The organism is Acidobacteriota bacterium (genome assembly GCA_016716905.1).
GTDB lineage: Bacteria > Acidobacteriota > Vicinamibacteria > Vicinamibacterales > SCN-69-37 > SYFT01.
In genome coordinates, this window is the sequence record JADJUS010000022.1 from 1,317,682 (window position 1) to 1,334,721 (window position 17,040).

A 17,040-nucleotide genomic window follows, 5' to 3' on the forward strand; every position below is an offset into this window, starting at 1 on the left:
AAACGGGACCTCAGAGGTCGAATCCGCCAGCATCTCCCCGACGCGCGCTACGAGGACACGGCCTGTACTCAAGGCCGAGGCTTATCGCCCTGCCGCGCGAGGGTGCGCGCGATCGACACCGTCCGATAGATCGCGGTGCCGATGGAACCGACGGCGATCAGGGTGACGGCGGCGGTGAGCACAGTGCCGTCGGGCCAACCCCAACGGGTCGCGACCGCCGAATCGGCGAGGGCCCCCAGGGCGAGCAGGACAAGACGTTCGGCGCGTTGCATAACGCCGCCAGTGCCACTGACGCCCACGGCTTCGCCACGCGCGCGCGTGTAGCTGACGAGCAGCGATCCGCTGATGGCCAGCACGGAGATCGCAGCGCCCCACGGGGTGGTCGACAGATACCAGGTCACGCCCACAAACGAAAACGCCTCGGCGAACCGGTCGAGCGTGGAGTCCATGAACGCGCCATAACGACTGGCCATGCCACGGGCCCGCGCAATGCGACCGTCGAATACGTCCGCCACCCCGCCAAACAGGATCGCCCAACCCGCAAGCGACAAGGCCCCTGGGCAAACGCGGCACCCGCACCGATGCCGAACGCCACGCCCAGGTAGTTGAAGACGTCGGGTGAAACTTTGGCGCGAACCATCACGCGCTCGATGGGGCCAATCACCCACATCAGCCAATCGCGGACCCAGAACCCGAGCAGAGCCGTGGACGATCGGCGCGCCACGTCGGGGGTCCCGCGGACGATTCCGGGAGACAACCGCAAACACCGGCATCGTGGCGACCACGACGACGAGCAGCGTCAACGCAAGGGTATCAATCAGAGTCACGTGGCCTTTGTCGCTGAGGACGATCGCGCAGATAACGGAAGACCCGCGGCCACAGGAAAATGAGCGGCCATCGTTGCTCGCGGGAAGTCAGGACCATCTTTGTGCCGCCACTCCGTTCAATCTTCCGCACAATGTAGTCCAGCCAACCCTCGTAGAGTATGACGTGTTTGAGCAGGCGCACTGTGGCGCGGACCTTGCTCAGGCGAAATGCCCATCCCACGCGCAGGCGATCGATCGCCGAGGCGCGGTCCTGCTGCCGATAGATGGTCGAGGTCTGCGTGGCCTGCGTCGCGGATCCGCGCGTCAGCGCGCCCTGTGCCACCAGGTGGTCGAGCAGCGGCGTGTAGATGGCGCACAGGACGTCACGCTGAGCAGCCACCAGAGTGCGGGCGTGATCACCAGACTCCGGCCGAATCTCACCCGCCAGTGAGCGCGAGAGCGCTGCCTGGAGAAACTCATCCACGGTGAACGTCTCGGGCAGCGACGGCCGGCTCCAGGTGTAGGTGGCCGCACGGCCTTCGGCAATGGCGTCGCCGATCGCCCTCGCACTCGCAGCATCCCGCGTCCACGTCAGCAAAACGAATTGAAACAGGCGCCCCAGAACAAAATGGTCGCGACGACGGGGTGAGCAGGCGCGGCGGAAGTCGGCGAGGGAAATGACACAACACTTGGCGCGCCGTTGCTGGGCGGGCTCGCCGGCTTCCCCGGCGCGATCGGCCACCGCAAGGATGTTGGGCGCGAGCACATGGGCCAGAGCGGTCGCCACCCTAGGTGAATACGACGTACCGACAGTGGCCGAGAGCGATCGATAGGCGTCGCCATAGCGGTCAACAACAACGAAAAAGTCGAAGGCGCTGTCGGCCCGCGGCTTGCGCCCTTGCGCGCGGGATCCGTAGTGGATGATGCCCACACAGGAAGGCCCGAACACCTGGGCCAGAAAGGCGGAAAGGGCCTGAGCGTCGGCCTCGACCGCATGATCCAGGCCCCAGCCGAGCGCGGCCGCCAGATCCCGGGAGGGCGGGGTTTCAGACGGCATTGTGAAAGGGCCGGCCGGCGCGCATGTCGTCGAGCGTCTCAATCATTCGATTGCGCAGCGACGCCACAAAATCGGGAATCTCGGATTCCTCCGCCGGCGGCTGGAACGGCCCGATGATCCGCACGCGAATGCGCGTGCCGGCCGCTTTGGTGAAGGTGTCGGCCACGGTGCGAATGTGCCACATGCCGTCACCCACGATGCAATAGACGGGCAGTGGCGCATGCGTGAGGACGAGGCGAAGGCCGCGGATCATGAAGGGGAGAATCGAACCGTCCTTGCTTCGATGGCCCTCGGGGAAGATGAAAAACGAGGCCTCGCCGCGTTTGCAGCGGTCGGCGGCTTCGGCAATCGCATCGAGGTCGGCCCTGAGGCTCTGGCGTGTCTGGGCGATCAGGGGAAACCGGGCCATCCGGATGAAGGGCGAGACGCCCGGGAGGCCCCAGGCGTAGCGGCTCCGGGTGGGAATCAGCATCAGGTAGCCCGTGTTGACCTTGTAGGCGATGAGGGCGTCGAGCACCGACTGGTGGTTCATGATCACCACCCGGTTTTCCGGGCCGATGGCGCCATCAATGGAGATGCGGACCCCGGCGATGATTCGGAGCAGCACCAGAGGCGCGGCGGCCTGAAAGCGGCTCCAGGGGACGAGAAAACGCGCGGACTGGACTGGAAATACCCACGCCAGAGGAATTAGGATAAACCTTTGCACAAATCCCATGAAGAGAACGAGATACGCCAAATAGACCAGCATAAAGACCGCGCTCCTCGTCACACGCCACGCCGCGCGTGCCACACTGAGTAGCCGGGATTCGTTCAGGGTCGTTCGGAGAAGAGACATGGCAAACCAATCGGGCGCGGAAAGCGAGACAGCGGACCAACGAGGTGGCGACACCCCGCAGGCCGTGGCGACGACAGAGTACGACTACAGCAATTTTTACTATTCATCCAGCGACGACTTGTTCGCCATTTTTGGCCCCTACGACGACTGGTGGTACGGCAGCGCACGCAACAGCGGCTATTACCTGTTCTCGCAGCCGATGTCGACGCCCCCTGGCCCCCGCATCAATCTCGAAGAGCAGCTGCACCACGAGACGCTCAAGCTGTTCAACCTGGCATCGCATAACTACCTCGGCTTGTCCACCCACCCCGAAGTCATCGCGGCCGCCCACGCGGCGCTGGACAAGTACGGGCTGGGCGCGGCAGGCTCGCCGATTCTCAGTGGCACGATGGACGTCCACCTGACCCTTGAGAAAGAGCTGGCAGCCTTCAAGCACAAGGAAGCCGCGATGGTCTTCCCGACCGGTTACAGCACAAACGTCGGCCTCCTGTCGGCGCTCATGCGGCCCGGTGACTGGGTGATTCTGGATCAGAACGTCCACGCGAGTATTGTGGACGGCGCGATCCTCGCCAAGGCGCAGGTGAAGTTCTTCCGGCACAACCAGCCGGCCGACCTCGAGAAGAAGCTGAAGGGCACCACCGGCAAACGCCTGGTCGTGGTGGAGGGCGTGTATTCGATGGACGGCGACATCGCCCGCCTTCCGGAAATGGTGGAGATCTCCAAACGCGCGGGTGCACGCATCCTGATCGACGAAGCGCACTCAAGCTTCGTCTACGGTGCGGAAGGCCGCGGCGTGGTGGAACACTTCGGCCTCGAGGATGAAGTGGACATCCACGTCGGCACCTTCTCAAAGGCGCTCGGCGGCCAGGGTGGCTACGTCGCGGGCTCGCAGAGCCTCTACAACTACCTGATGGGTTTCGCGCGGTCGCGAGTGTTTTCGTGCGCACTGTCACCGGCGGTCACGGCCGGCGTGCTGGCGGCCCTCCGGATCGTGAAACGTGAACCCCAGTTGCGCCAGCGCCTCTGGGAAAACGTGGCGCACTTCCGCAGCCTGCTGGCCACGGCCGGCGTTGATGTGGCCGAGTCCACGTCGCAGATCATCCCGATCATGATTCGCAACGATCGGAAGATCCTGGGCATCGCGCAGAAACTGCAGAAGGAAGGGCTGTATCTGCAGCCCATCATCTTCCCGGCGGTGGCCAAACACCGGTCGCGGTTCCGGGTGTCGATTTCGGCAAGCCATTCAACGGCGGACCTGGACCGCGCCGCTGCCATCCTGATTAAGGTTCTTCGTGAAGAGGAGATCATCAAGTGAGCGATCTGAAGCCCGGACAGGTGCAATACCTTTACCGCCATGCCATCGGCGGGTTCTTCGAATTCCCCACTGAGAACGCGCGCAAGCTGATCCCGCCTTTCATGTCCCCCGTCGAGCCTCATCACGGCCAGAGCGTGTTGTCGGTCATGGCCTTCGACTTCAGCGGCAGCTCGGTGGGCGAATACGGCGAACTCGTGTTGTCTGTGCCGGTCGCGCCGCGGATTACCCGCGGCCAGCCGATGCCACGCGCGGCGTTTTTTCCATTCCTCGTCGGCACCACGACCAAGGCTTCACGTGAACACGCCATCAAGCTGTGGCACCTGCCGCACTTCATGGACGACATCCAGATTGAGTTCGAAGTCGGCGCGCACGAAATCACCGTGGCGGCCGCGCACGGCGGCAGCAAGATCCTGGACATGCGGATCACCGACTACGAATGGGAACCGGTGGAGCACTACTACCAGGCGTTTGAACACGACGCCACCGGCACCTACATGGCCACCATGGCGATGAACGCGCAGTTCAGCGAAAACGAGGAAGAGCGTGGGTCGATCGAGATCTACCCGCACGCCTTCACCGCCGGGCTCAACCCGGACGGCGTGAACAGCACACCGTTTCGCGAGTTGTGGATGCGTGACGGCCGCCAGACCTTCGATCCGCTCGAGACCATCGGCCCAGGCGGGGCCTGATGTCCGAACGAGTCTGCGTCATCGTCAATCCGGCAGCCGGCCGGGGGCGAGGCGCCCGGGAACTGCCCGGCGTCACGGCCGCATTTGCGACCGTGGGGATCACCGACATTCGCACCACGCAGAAGCGTGAAGACGAACAGGCGATTGCCCGTCGCGCCATCGACGAAGGCGCCACCACCCTGGTGGCGGTCGGCGGTGACGGCACGTGGGGCAATGTGGCCAACGCCATCCTTGCCTCGGGTGCGGGCAATGGCGTGCGACTGGCGCTCGTCGCCGCAGGCACAGGCAACGACTTTGCAAAGACAGCCGGGTGCCCGGCCACTGACGTTGAGGCCACGGCCCGGCTCGTCGCTGAAGGCGCCGAGACCCGCGTGGATGTGGGTCGCATTGAAGATCACTTTTTCCTGAACATCACGGGCTTCGGCTTCGACGTGGCGGTGCTCGAAGATATTCTCAAGATCAAGTGGGTGAAGGGCGAGGCGCTGTATCTCTACTCGGCGCTGCGGCAGTTGACGTCCTACCCTGGCGTGGAGATCGACGTGGCGTCGGCGGCGAAGCAGCGCGGCTCTTCGCGGCATCTGATGCTGGTGATCGCCAATGCGAAGAATTTCGGCGGTAAGTTCCGCATCGCCCCAGAGGCATCGCTCACCGATGGCTGCCTCGACGCGGTGGCCATCCTCGACGCGTCCACGTGGCGCCGCGTGAACCTGTTTGGCGCCGTCGCGCGAGGCACCCATCACACGCTCAGTGAAGTCATCATCGAACAGGCGCCCTCGTTTACGGTTCAGTTCTCAGGGCCGCCTGCCTATGAAACCGACGGCGAATACCGCCAGGCGAAGACCGCCGAACTCGAAATCGCGTGTGTGCCTGGCGCACTGCGGCTGGTTGCGCCGGCGCCACCTCAGGCGCCGTCACAGGCGCCTCAAGAATGAAGGCCATCAGTTTCGCCGCGCCGATTCCGACGTATCTCGCCACACAAGTCGCCGGCAGACTCTCGGAACGCTGGCTCGTCGGACCTCACGCCTGCACGCGCTACGCCGACGTCGCCACCCCTGATTTGCCCGGCCAGGACTGGGTGCGCATTCGCACCGTACTCGGCGGCATCTGCGGCAGCGACCTCGCCATCGTCGCCCTCGAGGCGAGTCCGTCCACCTCGCCGTTTTCGAGTTTTCCGTTTGTGATCGGTCACGAAAACGTCGGGGTGATCGAAGCCTGCGGCACGAGCGTGCGTGGTTTTGGCGTTGGCGATCGCGTCACGGTGAATCCACTTCTGTGCTGCGAACCGAGGGGGATCACACCATCCTGTGCGGCCTGCGCGGGCGGGCACCATTCTCGCTGCGATCACTTTACCGACGGAGCGATTGCGCCCGGCATGTTCATCGGCACCACGCGGGCGCTCGGCGGCAGTTGGGGCGAGCACTTCGTGGCGCATCAGTCCCAGCTCGTCAGTGTGGCCGACGGGGTGAGCGACACCGCGGCCGTCATGACTGAGCCCTTTGCGTGTTGTGTGCATGCCGTCCGTGGCGCCATGCCGGAGGCCGGGCAACACGTGCTGGTGATTGGCGCCGGCACCATGGGCCTGCTGATGGTGGCCGCGCTCAAGGCCCTGGTGCCCGGCTGCCGGGTCACGGCGCTGGCGCGGCATCCCTTTCAGGCGCGCCATGCCGAGCAGCTGGGCGCGACCCGCACGGTGATGGCACGGGGCGACTACCTGGGCGAACTCGCGGAAAGTGCCGGCACGCGACTGCTCAAGCCCATCCTGGGTCGGCCCATCGGCATCGGCGGGTTTGATGCGGTGTTTGTGTGCATCAGCAGCACCCGCGGTGTGGAAGACGCGATGCGCTTCGCGCGGGCCGGCGCGACGATTGTTCTTCTTGGCAACGCGACCACACTGCGCGGCCTCGACTGGACGCCGCTGTGGATCAAGGAGCTCACGTTCCGCGGCACGCTGGCGTACGGGAGTCACGGCCACGGCGGCGCCAGCATCAACGCGTTCAACGAAGCCGCCGCGCTCATCGCCGACGGCCGCGCCCCCCTCGGCGGCCTTGTCACACACGAGTTCCCACTCGCCCGGTACACGGACGCGCTTCAAATGGCGCGCGCCAAAGGCTCAGGCGAAAGCGTCAAGGTCGCGTTCCGGTTTTAGCGGCGCGCTCCGAGGACGTCGCAACGCGCATTTCGTAGGGCGCGCTGAACCTCAAGCGCGCCGAGTTCCGCGGCCTTGAGACCCAGGCCGCGCTACGAGGAGCGAGGCGGCGCTAGCCGCGCCAGGTGTCTTTGAGGGTGACGGTGCGGTTGAACACCGGACGCGCGGCGGTGGTGTCTTTATCGGCGCAGAAGTAGCCGAGGCGTTCGAACTGGAACCGCGCGCCCACCGCAGGCTCGGCCAGTGACGGCTCGAGCTTGCAGCCGGTCAGCACTTCGCGCGCGCTGGGGTTGATCTGCGTGAGAAAGTCCGCGTCGCCAGTGCCCGGCGTTTCGTGCGTGAACAGCCGGTCGTAGAGCCGCACGTCGGCGTCCACCGCGTGCGCGGCCGACACCCAGTGCAGCGTGCCCTTCACCTTGCGCCCATCCGGCGCATCGCCGCCGCGCGTGGCAGGGTCGTAGGTGCAGCGGAGTTCGACGATTTCGCCGGCGGCGTCCTTGACGGCTTCACGGCACGTGATGAGATACGCCCCGCGCAGCCGCACTTCCCGGCCTGGCGCGAGCCGGAAGAACTTCTTCGCCGGTTCTTCCATGAAGTCGTCGCGCTCGATGAAGATCTCGCGCGCGAAGGGCACATGTCTGGTGCCCATCGCCGGATTGTCGGGGTGACTGGCCACTTCGAACGTGTCGGTCTGCCCTTCGGGATAATTTTCGATAACGACCTTGAGCGGCCGCAGCACGGCCATCGCCCGAGGCGCGCGCGCGTTCAGATCTTCACGGACGCAGAACTCCAGCAGTCCGACGTCGATCATGTTCTCGCGTTTCGCGACGCCGATTTCCTCGCAAAACCGCCGGATTGCCTCGGGTGTGAAGCCCCGACGTCGCAGGCCGGATATCGTCGGCATGCGCGGGTCATCCCAGCCGTCCACGCGCCCTTCGGTCACAAGCTGCATGAGCTTGCGCTTGCTCATGACGGTGTACGTCAGGTTCAGCCGGGCGAATTCAATTTGACGCGGCCGTGCGTCCAGACCGGTGACGTTGGCAATCAACCAGTCGTAGAGCGGGCGATGGTCTTCAAACTCGAGCGTACACAGCGAGTGGGTGATGCGTTCGAACGCATCCGACAACGGATGCGCGTAGTCGTACATCGGGTACAGGCACCACGCATCGCCCGTGCGGTGATGATGGGCGCGACGCACGCGATACAGAATCGGGTCGCGCATGGTGACGTTGGGCGACGCCATGTCGATCTTGGCGCGAAGCACGTGCGCCCCATCGGCAAACGCCCCGGCCCGCATCCGTGCAAACAGGTCCAGGCTCTCGGCCGCCGGCCGGTTGCGATGCGGACTCTCGCGCCCTGGCTCGCGCAGGGTGCCCCGATGCTCCCGAATTTCCTCGGCAGTCAGGCTGTCCACATAAGCCTTGCCGTCCGAAATCAACTGCACCGCGCACGCGTACAGCCGTTCGAAGTAGTCGGACGCGTAGAAGAGTCGGTCCTGCCAGTCGAAGCCGAGCCACCGGACATCCGCCTGGATTGAGTCGACGTATTCGGTCTCTTCCGTCTCCGGGTTCGTGTCGTCAAACCTGAGGTTGCAGGCGCCCGCGAAGTCGCTGGCCACGCCGAAGTTGAGGCAGATGGACTTGGCGTGTCCGATGTGCAGGTAGCCGTTGGGCTCCGGGGGAAACCGGGTGGCCACGCGGCCGCCATTGGTGCCGGCCGCCTTGTCGGCAGAGACAATGTCGCGAATAAAATCGAGGCGCGCTGCCTCGGCGGGAACGGTCATGTCGTCATTGTAGATTGCGCATGGCAAGATAGAGCAACTTCGCGCTCCTATGCCCGCCCGCTCCCAGCAACTGCTCCGCCGAATCGTCGTCCTTCGCCCGGGCGAAGGGGTGACGGCGTGGCTGATGTTCACCTATTCGTTCCTGGTGATGACGGCCTACAACATCGTCAAGCCGATCACGCGGTCGAAGGCCATCAGTGCGCTGGGTGCCGACAACCTGCCGTATGTCCTGATGGGCGCCGCCGTCATCATCGGCACGCTGATGCACCTGTATGGCCGAAGCACCGCCAGGCTGCCGCGACGCCTGGTGGCTCCCGTGACGCAGGCCGGGCTGGCCGTGTTGCTCATCGCGTTCTGGGTGTTGTTCCGCACCGGAGCGGCGTGGGTCTCTGCCGCGTTTTTTGTGTTTGGCCTGATCTTCGGCCTGCTCCTGGTGAGCCAGTTCTGGACCCTGGCCAATGAGATCTACGACTCGCGGCAGGCCCGGCGGCTCTTCGGGTTCATCGGCGGCGGCGCAAGCCTGGGTGGCATCACCGGGGCGGCCGTCACGACATTCGCGGTCAGCTCGCTTGGCTCCGACTACCTGGCGCTGCTCAGCGCCGTTGTGCTGCTGCTGTGCGCCGCCATCGTGGTGGCGATTGGCCGGCGGCAGCCGGCCGTGGACGACACGCCACTCGTGACCGGCGAACCTGAGCCGGAAAGGCACGACGCGTGGCGGTTGCTGCTGGGATCGCGCCACCTGCAACTCATCGCGCTCGTCGTGGGCGTCGCCGCGCTCGGCGCGGTCTTCGTCGAACAGCAGCTCAACATGGCGGTGGCTGAAAGCGGGGCCACGACCGACGACATTACCCGCTACCTGGGCCGGGTCACGATGTTCCTGTCGATGGCCGGACTGGTGGTGCAGGTCGGACTGACGAGCCGGTTGCACCGGACGTATGGTTTGGCTGCTTCTTTGCTTTTGCTGCCGATCGTCCTGGGCGCCAGCACCGTGGTCATCCTGGCAACAGGGGCCGTGTGGGCGGCGGCTCTGGCGCGTGTGCTCGATACATCGTTGCGGTACACGGTGGACCGCACCACCCGCGAGGTGTTGTTCCTGCCACTTCCGGTGGAGCTCACCCAACAAGCCAAACCGTTCGTTGATGTCACGGTCGATCGCATTGCGAAAGGCATCGGCGCGGTGCTGCTGCTGGGGCTCATCAAGCCGTGGGGTCTCGGGCTGGCGTGGCAGCAACTGGGTTACGTCAACCTGATCATCGTGGCGGCGTGGATCGGCCTCGCACTGGCAGCGCACCGCGAGTACCTCAGCATGTTCCGGCGCAACCTCCACACGGGCGCCATCCAGCCTGCGGCTGTGAGGTTCGACATCGCCGACAGTCGCACCATCGCGTTGCTTGTCAGTGAATTGTGGTCGCCGAAAGACGCGTCAGTGGTGTACGCCATCGACATGCTCGAGACGGTGGGGCGCCCCGACGTGTTGCCCGCCTCGTTGTTCGCGCATCAGTCGGGCAGCGTCCGGGCACGTGCGCTCCTGGCACTCGAGCGGAGCGACTCCGCCGACACCGAGTCCATGCTGCCAATCGTGCGCCGGCTCATGACCGATCCCGAAGCCGATGTGCGCGCGGCTGCGGTACGGGCCCTGGCCGCGCTTCAGCATACGTCGGAGCGTTCATCGCTTCGTCCCCACCTGGCCGATCCGTCGCCGGTTGTGGCGGCAGCGGCCGCAGTGGAACTCGCCGAGTCGGGTGTCGCCGATGATGAGTCGGCGGCCGAGGCGGCGCTGGCGCGGATCATCGCGGACCCGGATGACGCCGCGGGCCGGCGCCATGCCGCCGCAGCCCTGGCGCGCATCCACAATCCGGCGTTCCGGATCCTGCTCGTTCCTCTCATTCATGATCCTGACGAATCGGTGGCGCGCGAGGCGATCAAGAGCGCGGGCGCGCGAGGCAGCGTGGACGCGTTGCTGGTGCCGGCGCTGGTGTCTCGACTCGGGCATCGCACGCTCAAGCAGCCCGCGCGTGAGGCACTGGCTGCGTCGGGGGAAGCGGTTGTCGGTGTGCTGACGCACGTGATGGCCGATCCGCACGAGCACGTGTGGGTCAGGCGTCATGTGCCGGCCACACTGCAGGCCATCCCCTGCCAGCCGTCGGTGGACGCGCTGGTGGCGGCGCTTGATGACCCCGACAGCTTTCTGCGGTTCAAGAGTGTGGTGGCGATCGAACGCCTGCAACGCGCGCACCCGGAACTGCAGGTGCCACCGGGTGTCATTGAGGCCCGGCTCCTTCGCGAGGCGGCGCACTATTGCGATCGGCTCACCCTGAGGCAGAACCTGATCGAGCGCGATACCGAAAGCGCCGGCACCCTCTTGGTTCGCGCACTCGACGATAAACTCACGCGCAGCCTCGACCGCATCTTCCGGCTGCTCGGGCTGCGTTACTCGGCCACCGACATTGCCGCAGCCCGGTACGCCCTGGAGCGTGGCAACCCACGTGAACGGGCGGCCGCCCTTGAGTACCTGGACCACGTCATGACCGGACTCATTCGGAAGCGCGTGATGCCGATCATTGACGAGGCGCCGGTGGCCGAGCGGGTGCGCCACGCCAACAGCATGCTCAAGACCCGTGCGCGCGACATCCCCGATACGGTGGCGCAGCTGTTTCACGACAACGACCCCATCCTGGCGGCGTCAGCGGTGCATTTTGCCGGCGAGCGCGGTCTGCGCGCCGTACTGGCTGATGACCTCGACTATCTGGCCACGCACGAATCCACCCCGGCCATCGTGCGTCAGGTGGCCACGTGGACCCGCAGCGGATCTGACCTGGCCGATTCCACCGTGCCGATGGTCGAATTGGTCAACCGGTTGCGCCGGATCCCGGTGTTTACGTTCGTCTCTGTGGACGAGTTGTTCCGCATCGCCGCGCGCGCGCGGTTGATTCGCCATGCACCGGGCGAAGAAATCACCAGACATGGATCGCCTGCCGACAACGTGGTGTTCCTGCTGACCGGGTCCGTGCGCACACAAGAGCCAGGCAACGCCGAAGGCGTCACCACGGCACCGGCCGTCGTGGCACTGGCCGAGGCCCTCGTCGGACGACCAGTGGCCGCCACGGTCACGGCCATCGAGGAGACGGTGGGCCTGACGCTCAACGCCTCGGCGCTCCTGACCCTGCTGTCCGACGACAGCGCAGCGGCCCAGGGCCTGTTCCGCATGCTCCTGGGGTCTCGCGCGGCCCTTGACCGTGCGTACGTCAGCCAATGGGCAGACTCGGCGACTGAGGCTCGTGTGGAACCGGGCGGTGAGGCCATAGCCCTGGGGCTCCACTTGCGCCGGATCCCTCTATTCCGCAGCGCCACGGCCGCCCAACTCAAGGCCCTGGTGGCCGCCGCGCGAGAGGTGCCCCTCACTCCGGGGACCGTGTTGTGGGACGAAGGCCGGGAGCCTGCGCTCTATTACCTGCTCTCGGGCGAGGTCCGGATCGAGGGCGGCGACGGCCCCCCGGTGCTCGCCGGCACCGGCCGGACCATCGGCGGCGCCGAAGCGCTCGCGGGAGCCTCTGCCGGACGGCGAGCCGTGGTCTCCCACGAGGGGCGCGCCCTGCGTCTGGACCGGCGCGAGCTGTTCGAAGTGCTCTCGGACCACAGCGGCCTGCTCCACAGCGTCTTCGCCAGCGTGCTGTGACTCGGCCTTGAGGAGCAGGCCGAGCTACGTACAGTTCCCCAGTTCCTAAGTTCCTAAGTTCCTCATCCAATTAGGATAGGATTCCCGCACCTAAAGCCATGTCCGAGCGCCAGCCCCTCCTATCGCGATTGATGCGGCCCATCGTCCAACTCCGTGAGGGCGAAGCCACCACCACGCTCCTGATGTTCCTGTACTCGTTCATGGCGATGACGAGTTACAACATCATCAAGCCGCTCGGCCGGTCGACGTTCATGACCACGTGGGGCGCCGATAACCTGCCGTACGTGCAACTGGCCATGGGAATCCTGATCGGATTCATCATGCACGCCTACGTCAAGACCATCTCGCTCGTGCCCAGGCGCTGGACCATTCCCGCGACACAGGCCGGCTTGATGGCGCTCATCCTCGTCTTCTGGCTGCTGTTCACGACCTTGTCCCAGCCCTGGGTGCCGGCGGCCTTTTACGTCCTGACGTTGATTCTGGGCATCCTGCTCATCAGCCAGTTCTGGACGCTCGCCAATGACATCTACGATCCGCGCCAGGCCAAACGCGTGTTCGGGTTCGTCGGCGCCGGCTCGAGCCTGGGTGGCGCCCTGGGAAGCGGACTCACGCGATTCCTGGTGGAAAAAGTCGGCACGAACACGATGCTCTTGATCGGCGCCGGCACCCTGGCGCTCTGCCTCGCCATCGTCGTGTTCATTCTGCAACGCGAGAAGGGCGCCGGCACGAGCGACGCCGCCAAAGCCGTCGAAGAAGAGGGCGTGTCCAGCGGCGAGGCCATCCAGTTGCTGGGCTCCTCGCGACACCTGCAGGTTATCGCCCTCGTCATCGCCTTTGCGGCCATCGGCGCCGCCATCATCGAGCAGCAACTGAACATGGCGACGGCGCTGGCCAAAGGCGTCAAGAACACCACCGGCATCGCGGCCTTCCTCGCCGAGGTTGGGCTGTACACCTCGATGATCGGCTTCGTGATCAACCTCGCCCTGACGAGCCGGATCCATCGGGTGATGGGCATCGGCTTCGCGCTGCTCGTGCTCCCGATCAGCCTGGGGTCCACGGCCCTCGTCATGTTGTTCAATCGCGGGCTGTGGGCGCCGGCGTTGGCGCGTGTGCTGGATACGTCGCTGCGCTACTCCCTGGACAAGACATCCCGCGAAGTCTTGTTCCTGCCGCTTCCGGCGGACCTCAAGTACCGCGCGAAGCCGTTTATCGACGTCACGGTCGACCGGATATCCAAAGGCATCGGCGCGTTGCTCATCCTGGTGCTCATCAAGGACTGGGGCCTGGGCCTGTCCTGGCAACAGCTGAGTTACGCGAGTTTGACGATGGTGGGGTTGTGGGTGATCACGACCATCCGCGCGCGCAAGGAATACGTCCGGACGTTCCGCAATAACCTCGAACAGCAGAATGTGTTGCCGTCCGAGGTGAAGTTCACGAACCCGGATCCACGAACCGTGGAAACCCTGGTCAGCGAACTGGCGCATCCGGAACCGCGGCGGGTGTTGTATGCCATCGACCTGCTTGACGCGATGGACAAACGTGCGCTCGTGTCGCCGCTGTTGTTGTGGCACACGTCGGGCCAGGTGCGGGCGCGCGCGCTGCGCGTGGCGGAATCGGCCGGCCCTGACATGGCGGACCGGTGGTTGCCTGGCGTGGAGCGCGCGCTGACCGATCCCGAAACGGATGTGCGTGTGGCCGCGGTGGGTGCGCTGGCCACGTTGCGTGGCGAGGCGGTGGCTGATGTCATGCGTCCTTTCCTCACGCACGCCGACCCTGCGCTCGCGATTGTGGCGGCCGCGGCACTGGCTGATTGCGGTAACGCCACGGATATCGAGCGTGCGGCAAATACGCTGCGTACATTCAGCGGAGACATGCGCGACCAGGGAGCCGAAGGACGTCGTCTCGTGGCGCGTGCGTTGGGGGACGTGCAGAATGCGGACTTCCGGCCGTATCTGATTCCGCTCTTCGCCGACGTGAACATCGGCGTCGCCCGAGCCGCCATCGAGAGCGCCGGCCGGCTTGGCGGCAGCGACTTCCTGTTTGTGCCGGCCCTGGTCTCGCTCCTGCGAAACCGGCAGTTGAAGTCTGCCGCGCGCCGGGTGCTGGTGGGATACGGCGAGCCGGTGGTGGCGCCGCTTGCGTACTTCATGCAGGACCGCGAGGAGAACCTCTGGATCCGTCGTCACGTGCCGTCTGCACTGGCGCTGCTCCCCTGCGCCGCGTCAGTGGCCGCACTCGAGGCGGCGCTTGACGACCCGGATGAGTTCCTGCGGTCCAAAGCCGTGTCGGCACTGGAGCGGATCCGAAGGACGGACCCAGGGATGGCGATCGATGCGGAACGCGTGTCGCGTCATGTGAGCCAGGAAGCCGCACGCGCGTTTGACGCGTTCACGCTGCACTACAACCTGTTTGTGGCGGGCGGGCTGAACCCCGACGCCTTGCTGGCGCGCGCGCTGACCGAACGGCACGCGCGCACGTTCAGCCGCACCCTTCAACTGCTGGGCTTGATGACGCCGTCGGGTGACATGGCAGCGGTGCGCCACACGCTCAAGAGCAGCGACCCGCGCGCAAGGTCGGGCGCGATTGAGTACCTCGATAACCTGCTGACTGGTCAGGTGCGCAAACGCGTGATGGTGCAGGTGGAAGAGATGCCGCTCGACGAGCGGATTCGCAAGGGCAACGCCATCTTCGGCACCCGTGTCCGGGATGTGGATGACACGCTCGCCCAACTGATTCACGACGAAGACGAGTCCATTGCGTCGGCCGCGATCCTGATGATCGAATCCAGCCGGCGGTGGGCGCTGGCCGGAGATTTGGAGTACGTGCTCGAGCATCGGGACGTGCGTGACCTCCACGTCTTCGAGGCGGCCTCGTGGGCCCTTGCCGCGAGCCGCATGGAAGCCGAACGACGCCGTGACCTGTGGCAGGAGGCGCTGCCGTCAGTGGAACTGGCCGATCGCCTGCGGCGCATGCCCTTGTTCGCCTTCACGTCGGTGGATGAACTCTTCAGGCTGGCGCGTGTGGGCCAGCAGGCGCGACACGAACCGGGCCACGTCATGTACGAACGCGCGGCCGCGCCGGCATCGCTCCAGTTCCTGCTCGACGGCCAGGTGGCCACCGACGGTCCGACAGGACGACAGGAAACGACCGCGCCCGCGGCACTGGCGTTTGAAGAGGTCCTGGAAGGGTCGCCGATGGCCACGACCATCACGGCCACGAGCCGGACCGCCACGCTGTCGATGACACCGAACGAGTTCCTGGCGTTGTTGTCCGAGAATGTCGGCCTTGCGGGTGGCCTGTTCCGCCAGGCGATCAGCGCCCGTGGCCTGGAAACCGGGCGAACCCTGGTTCGCGGACAGCGGCCCTCGCGTGAGGGCGCTGCCACCGGCGAGCTCGGTGCGGTGGACCGTCTGCTCGTGTTGCAGTCGAGTCCGCTTCTGGCACACGCCACGACGGCCCAGTTGTGGAGCCTGTCGCAGATCGCCAGGCAGGTCACCGTTGCTGCCGGTGCAGAACCCGTGAAATCCGACGCCGGGCCGTCGATGCTCTTTGTGCTGACCGGCACGCTGCGGGTCGAACAGGGCGGCGCCTCCGACATGGCTGCGGCTGGCGACGTGATCGGCGTGCATGAGACACTGGCCGGCACCCGGGTTGAGGCGACCGTCACCGTCGTTGAGCCGGCCACGCTGCTGAAGCTCGACCGGGACGAGCTGTTTGAACTGTTGGCCGACCACACAGACTTGCTGCAGGGACTGTTTTCGAAACTGGTTCGGGGGGATGAATGAGACGACTTGTTGCGTGCGTAAGCTTCGTTGCGGTGGCCATGGCCACCGTGTTCACCGTTCACGCCAGACAGGAAACCGCGGCCGCGTACCAGGGGCCGGCGGCTGAGAACTTCCTGACCAAGGCAAAGATCGTGTCCACACGACCGCTGGGCTCCGGCATCACCCGGCCGTTACAAGTCACCCTTGAGCTTGACGGAGTGACCCGCCTGGCGGTGTTCAAGTCCATCGACGAGCGGAAGGCGGGTGTCACCACCATGCCCGACGGCACCTCGGAGATCGACTTCCAGGACAGCTGGCAGACCGAGATCGCGGCGTACACCGTCGCCCGCATCATCGGGCTCGACATGGTGCCGGCCACGGTCGAGCGAAGGGTCGAAGGCAAGGTCGGCTCGTTGCAGTGGTTTGTTGAACACATGTCGACGGAAGCCGATCGTCTTGAGAAGAAACTCTCGCCTCCGGATTCGGAGGTGTGGAACGAGCAGATCTTCATCACTCGACTGTTCGATCAGTTGATCGCCAACGTCGATCGGCACCTCAAGAACATCCTGGTCACCAAGGAGTACAACCTCCGGCTGATTGACCATTCACGGGCCTTCCGAATCAACCGGTCGCTGACCAAACCCGAACTGCTGACCCGATTCTCGCGCTCGCTGCTTGACGGAATAGCGAAGCTTGAGAAAAAGGACCTGCAGAAACAGGTCGGGAAATACCTGACATCGGGCCAGATCGACCGGCTCCTGAGCCGACGCGACGCCATCCTGGCACTGGCCAAAAAACACGTCGCGGAAAAAGGCGAGGCGGCGGTCCTTTACAAGTAGTCCTGGGTCCAGAGTCCAGAGTCCAGAGTTCGGCAAAAGAAACGGGGGTGGCAGTGTGAACTGCCACCCCCGATGTGTGTACGGCTTCGGTGCTCAGGACTCAAGGACCAGAACGCTGGACCCTGGACCC

At 65.3% G+C, this 17,040-nt stretch carries 11 protein-coding genes; 7 read left to right on the plus strand and 4 right to left on the minus strand.

Annotated elements, in window-relative coordinates; translation table 11 throughout:
• Positions 1–68 precede the first annotated feature (68 nt).
• From IPL75_21870 to IPL75_21880, 3 genes are read right to left on the minus strand one after another with little or no spacing between them, the layout of a single operon-like run.
• Complete coding sequence (locus tag IPL75_21870; GenBank protein ID MBK9242844.1) at positions 69–773, minus strand: CDP-alcohol phosphatidyltransferase family protein; 705 nt, start codon at positions 771–773, stop codon at positions 69–71.
• A 40-nt stretch (positions 774–813) separates the two neighbouring features.
• The gene (locus IPL75_21875; protein MBK9242845.1) at positions 814–1,863 is read right to left on the minus strand and encodes a hypothetical protein; all 1,050 of its coding nucleotides are present in this window, start codon (positions 1,861–1,863) and stop codon (positions 814–816) included.
• On the minus strand, positions 1,853–2,698 hold the full coding sequence (locus tag IPL75_21880; protein MBK9242846.1) for a 1-acyl-sn-glycerol-3-phosphate acyltransferase: 846 nt from the start codon (positions 2,696–2,698) through the stop codon (positions 1,853–1,855). The genes IPL75_21875 and IPL75_21880 overlap by 11 nt, the downstream gene beginning before the upstream one ends.
• Here IPL75_21880 and IPL75_21885 point away from each other — a divergent pair.
• From IPL75_21885 to IPL75_21900, 4 genes are read left to right on the plus strand one after another with little or no spacing between them, the layout of a single operon-like run.
• Positions 2,697–4,013, plus strand: coding sequence for an aminotransferase class I/II-fold pyridoxal phosphate-dependent enzyme (locus tag IPL75_21885; protein ID MBK9242847.1), 1,317 nt, complete (start codon positions 2,697–2,699; stop codon positions 4,011–4,013). The two genes, IPL75_21880 and IPL75_21885, sit on opposite strands and share 2 nt — an antisense overlap.
• Positions 4,010–4,702 (plus strand): acetoacetate decarboxylase family protein, encoded by a 693-nt coding sequence (locus tag IPL75_21890; GenBank protein ID MBK9242848.1) that lies wholly within the window; start codon positions 4,010–4,012, stop codon positions 4,700–4,702. The genes IPL75_21885 and IPL75_21890 overlap by 4 nt, the downstream gene beginning before the upstream one ends.
• Positions 4,702–5,634: a diacylglycerol kinase family lipid kinase gene (locus IPL75_21895; protein ID MBK9242849.1), complete on the plus strand. Its 933-nt coding sequence runs from the start codon at positions 4,702–4,704 to the stop codon at positions 5,632–5,634. The genes IPL75_21890 and IPL75_21895 overlap by 1 nt, the downstream gene beginning before the upstream one ends.
• On the plus strand, positions 5,631–6,848 hold the full coding sequence (locus tag IPL75_21900; protein ID MBK9242850.1) for an alcohol dehydrogenase catalytic domain-containing protein: 1,218 nt from the start codon (positions 5,631–5,633) through the stop codon (positions 6,846–6,848). Before IPL75_21895 ends, IPL75_21900 begins: the two co-directional genes overlap by 4 nt.
• A 112-nt stretch (positions 6,849–6,960) precedes the next feature.
• Here the strand turns inward: IPL75_21900 and IPL75_21905 are convergent, their stop codons facing one another.
• A complete protein-coding gene (locus tag IPL75_21905; GenBank protein ID MBK9242851.1) occupies positions 6,961–8,631 on the minus strand; it encodes a glutamine--tRNA ligase/YqeY domain fusion protein in 1,671 nt (556 codons plus the stop codon).
• Positions 8,632–8,680: 49 nt separating this feature from the next.
• Here IPL75_21905 and IPL75_21910 point away from each other — a divergent pair, with 49 nt between their 5' ends.
• From IPL75_21910 to IPL75_21920, 3 genes are all read left to right on the plus strand, one after another.
• Positions 8,681–12,307 carry an MFS transporter gene (locus IPL75_21910; GenBank protein ID MBK9242852.1) on the plus strand — a complete coding sequence of 1,209 codons (3,627 nt, stop codon included), beginning with the start codon at positions 8,681–8,683 and terminating at the stop codon, positions 12,305–12,307.
• A 131-nt stretch (positions 12,308–12,438) separates the two neighbouring features.
• A complete protein-coding gene (locus IPL75_21915; GenBank protein MBK9242853.1) occupies positions 12,439–16,092 on the plus strand; it encodes a HEAT repeat domain-containing protein in 3,654 nt (1,217 codons plus the stop codon).
• A complete protein-coding gene (locus IPL75_21920; protein ID MBK9242854.1) occupies positions 16,089–16,910 on the plus strand; it encodes a hypothetical protein in 822 nt (273 codons plus the stop codon). Before IPL75_21915 ends, IPL75_21920 begins: the two co-directional genes overlap by 4 nt.
• Positions 16,911–17,040 lie beyond the last annotated feature (130 nt).

Bases quoted from the DNA above. Each gene is read 5' to 3' on its own strand.
- IPL75_21870 (MBK9242844.1), bottom strand. From the start codon at position 773: ATGCCGGTGTTTGCGGTTGTCTCCCGGAATCGTCCGCGGGACCCCCGA.
- IPL75_21875 (MBK9242845.1), bottom strand. From the start codon at position 1,863: ATGCCGTCTGAAACCCCGCCCTCCCGGGATCTGGCGGCCGCGCTCGGC.
- IPL75_21885 (MBK9242847.1), top strand. From the start codon at position 2,697: ATGGCAAACCAATCGGGCGCGGAAAGCGAGACAGCGGACCAACGAGGT.
- IPL75_21880 (MBK9242846.1), bottom strand. From the start codon at position 2,698: ATGTCTCTTCTCCGAACGACCCTGAACGAATCCCGGCTACTCAGTGTG.
- IPL75_21895 (MBK9242849.1), top strand. From the start codon at position 4,702: ATGTCCGAACGAGTCTGCGTCATCGTCAATCCGGCAGCCGGCCGGGGG.
- IPL75_21900 (MBK9242850.1), top strand. From the start codon at position 5,631: ATGAAGGCCATCAGTTTCGCCGCGCCGATTCCGACGTATCTCGCCACA.
- IPL75_21905 (MBK9242851.1), bottom strand. From the start codon at position 8,631: ATGACCGTTCCCGCCGAGGCAGCGCGCCTCGATTTTATTCGCGACATT.
- IPL75_21910 (MBK9242852.1), top strand. From the start codon at position 8,681: ATGCCCGCCCGCTCCCAGCAACTGCTCCGCCGAATCGTCGTCCTTCGC.
- IPL75_21915 (MBK9242853.1), top strand. From the start codon at position 12,439: ATGCGGCCCATCGTCCAACTCCGTGAGGGCGAAGCCACCACCACGCTC.
- IPL75_21920 (MBK9242854.1), top strand. From the start codon at position 16,089: ATGAGACGACTTGTTGCGTGCGTAAGCTTCGTTGCGGTGGCCATGGCC.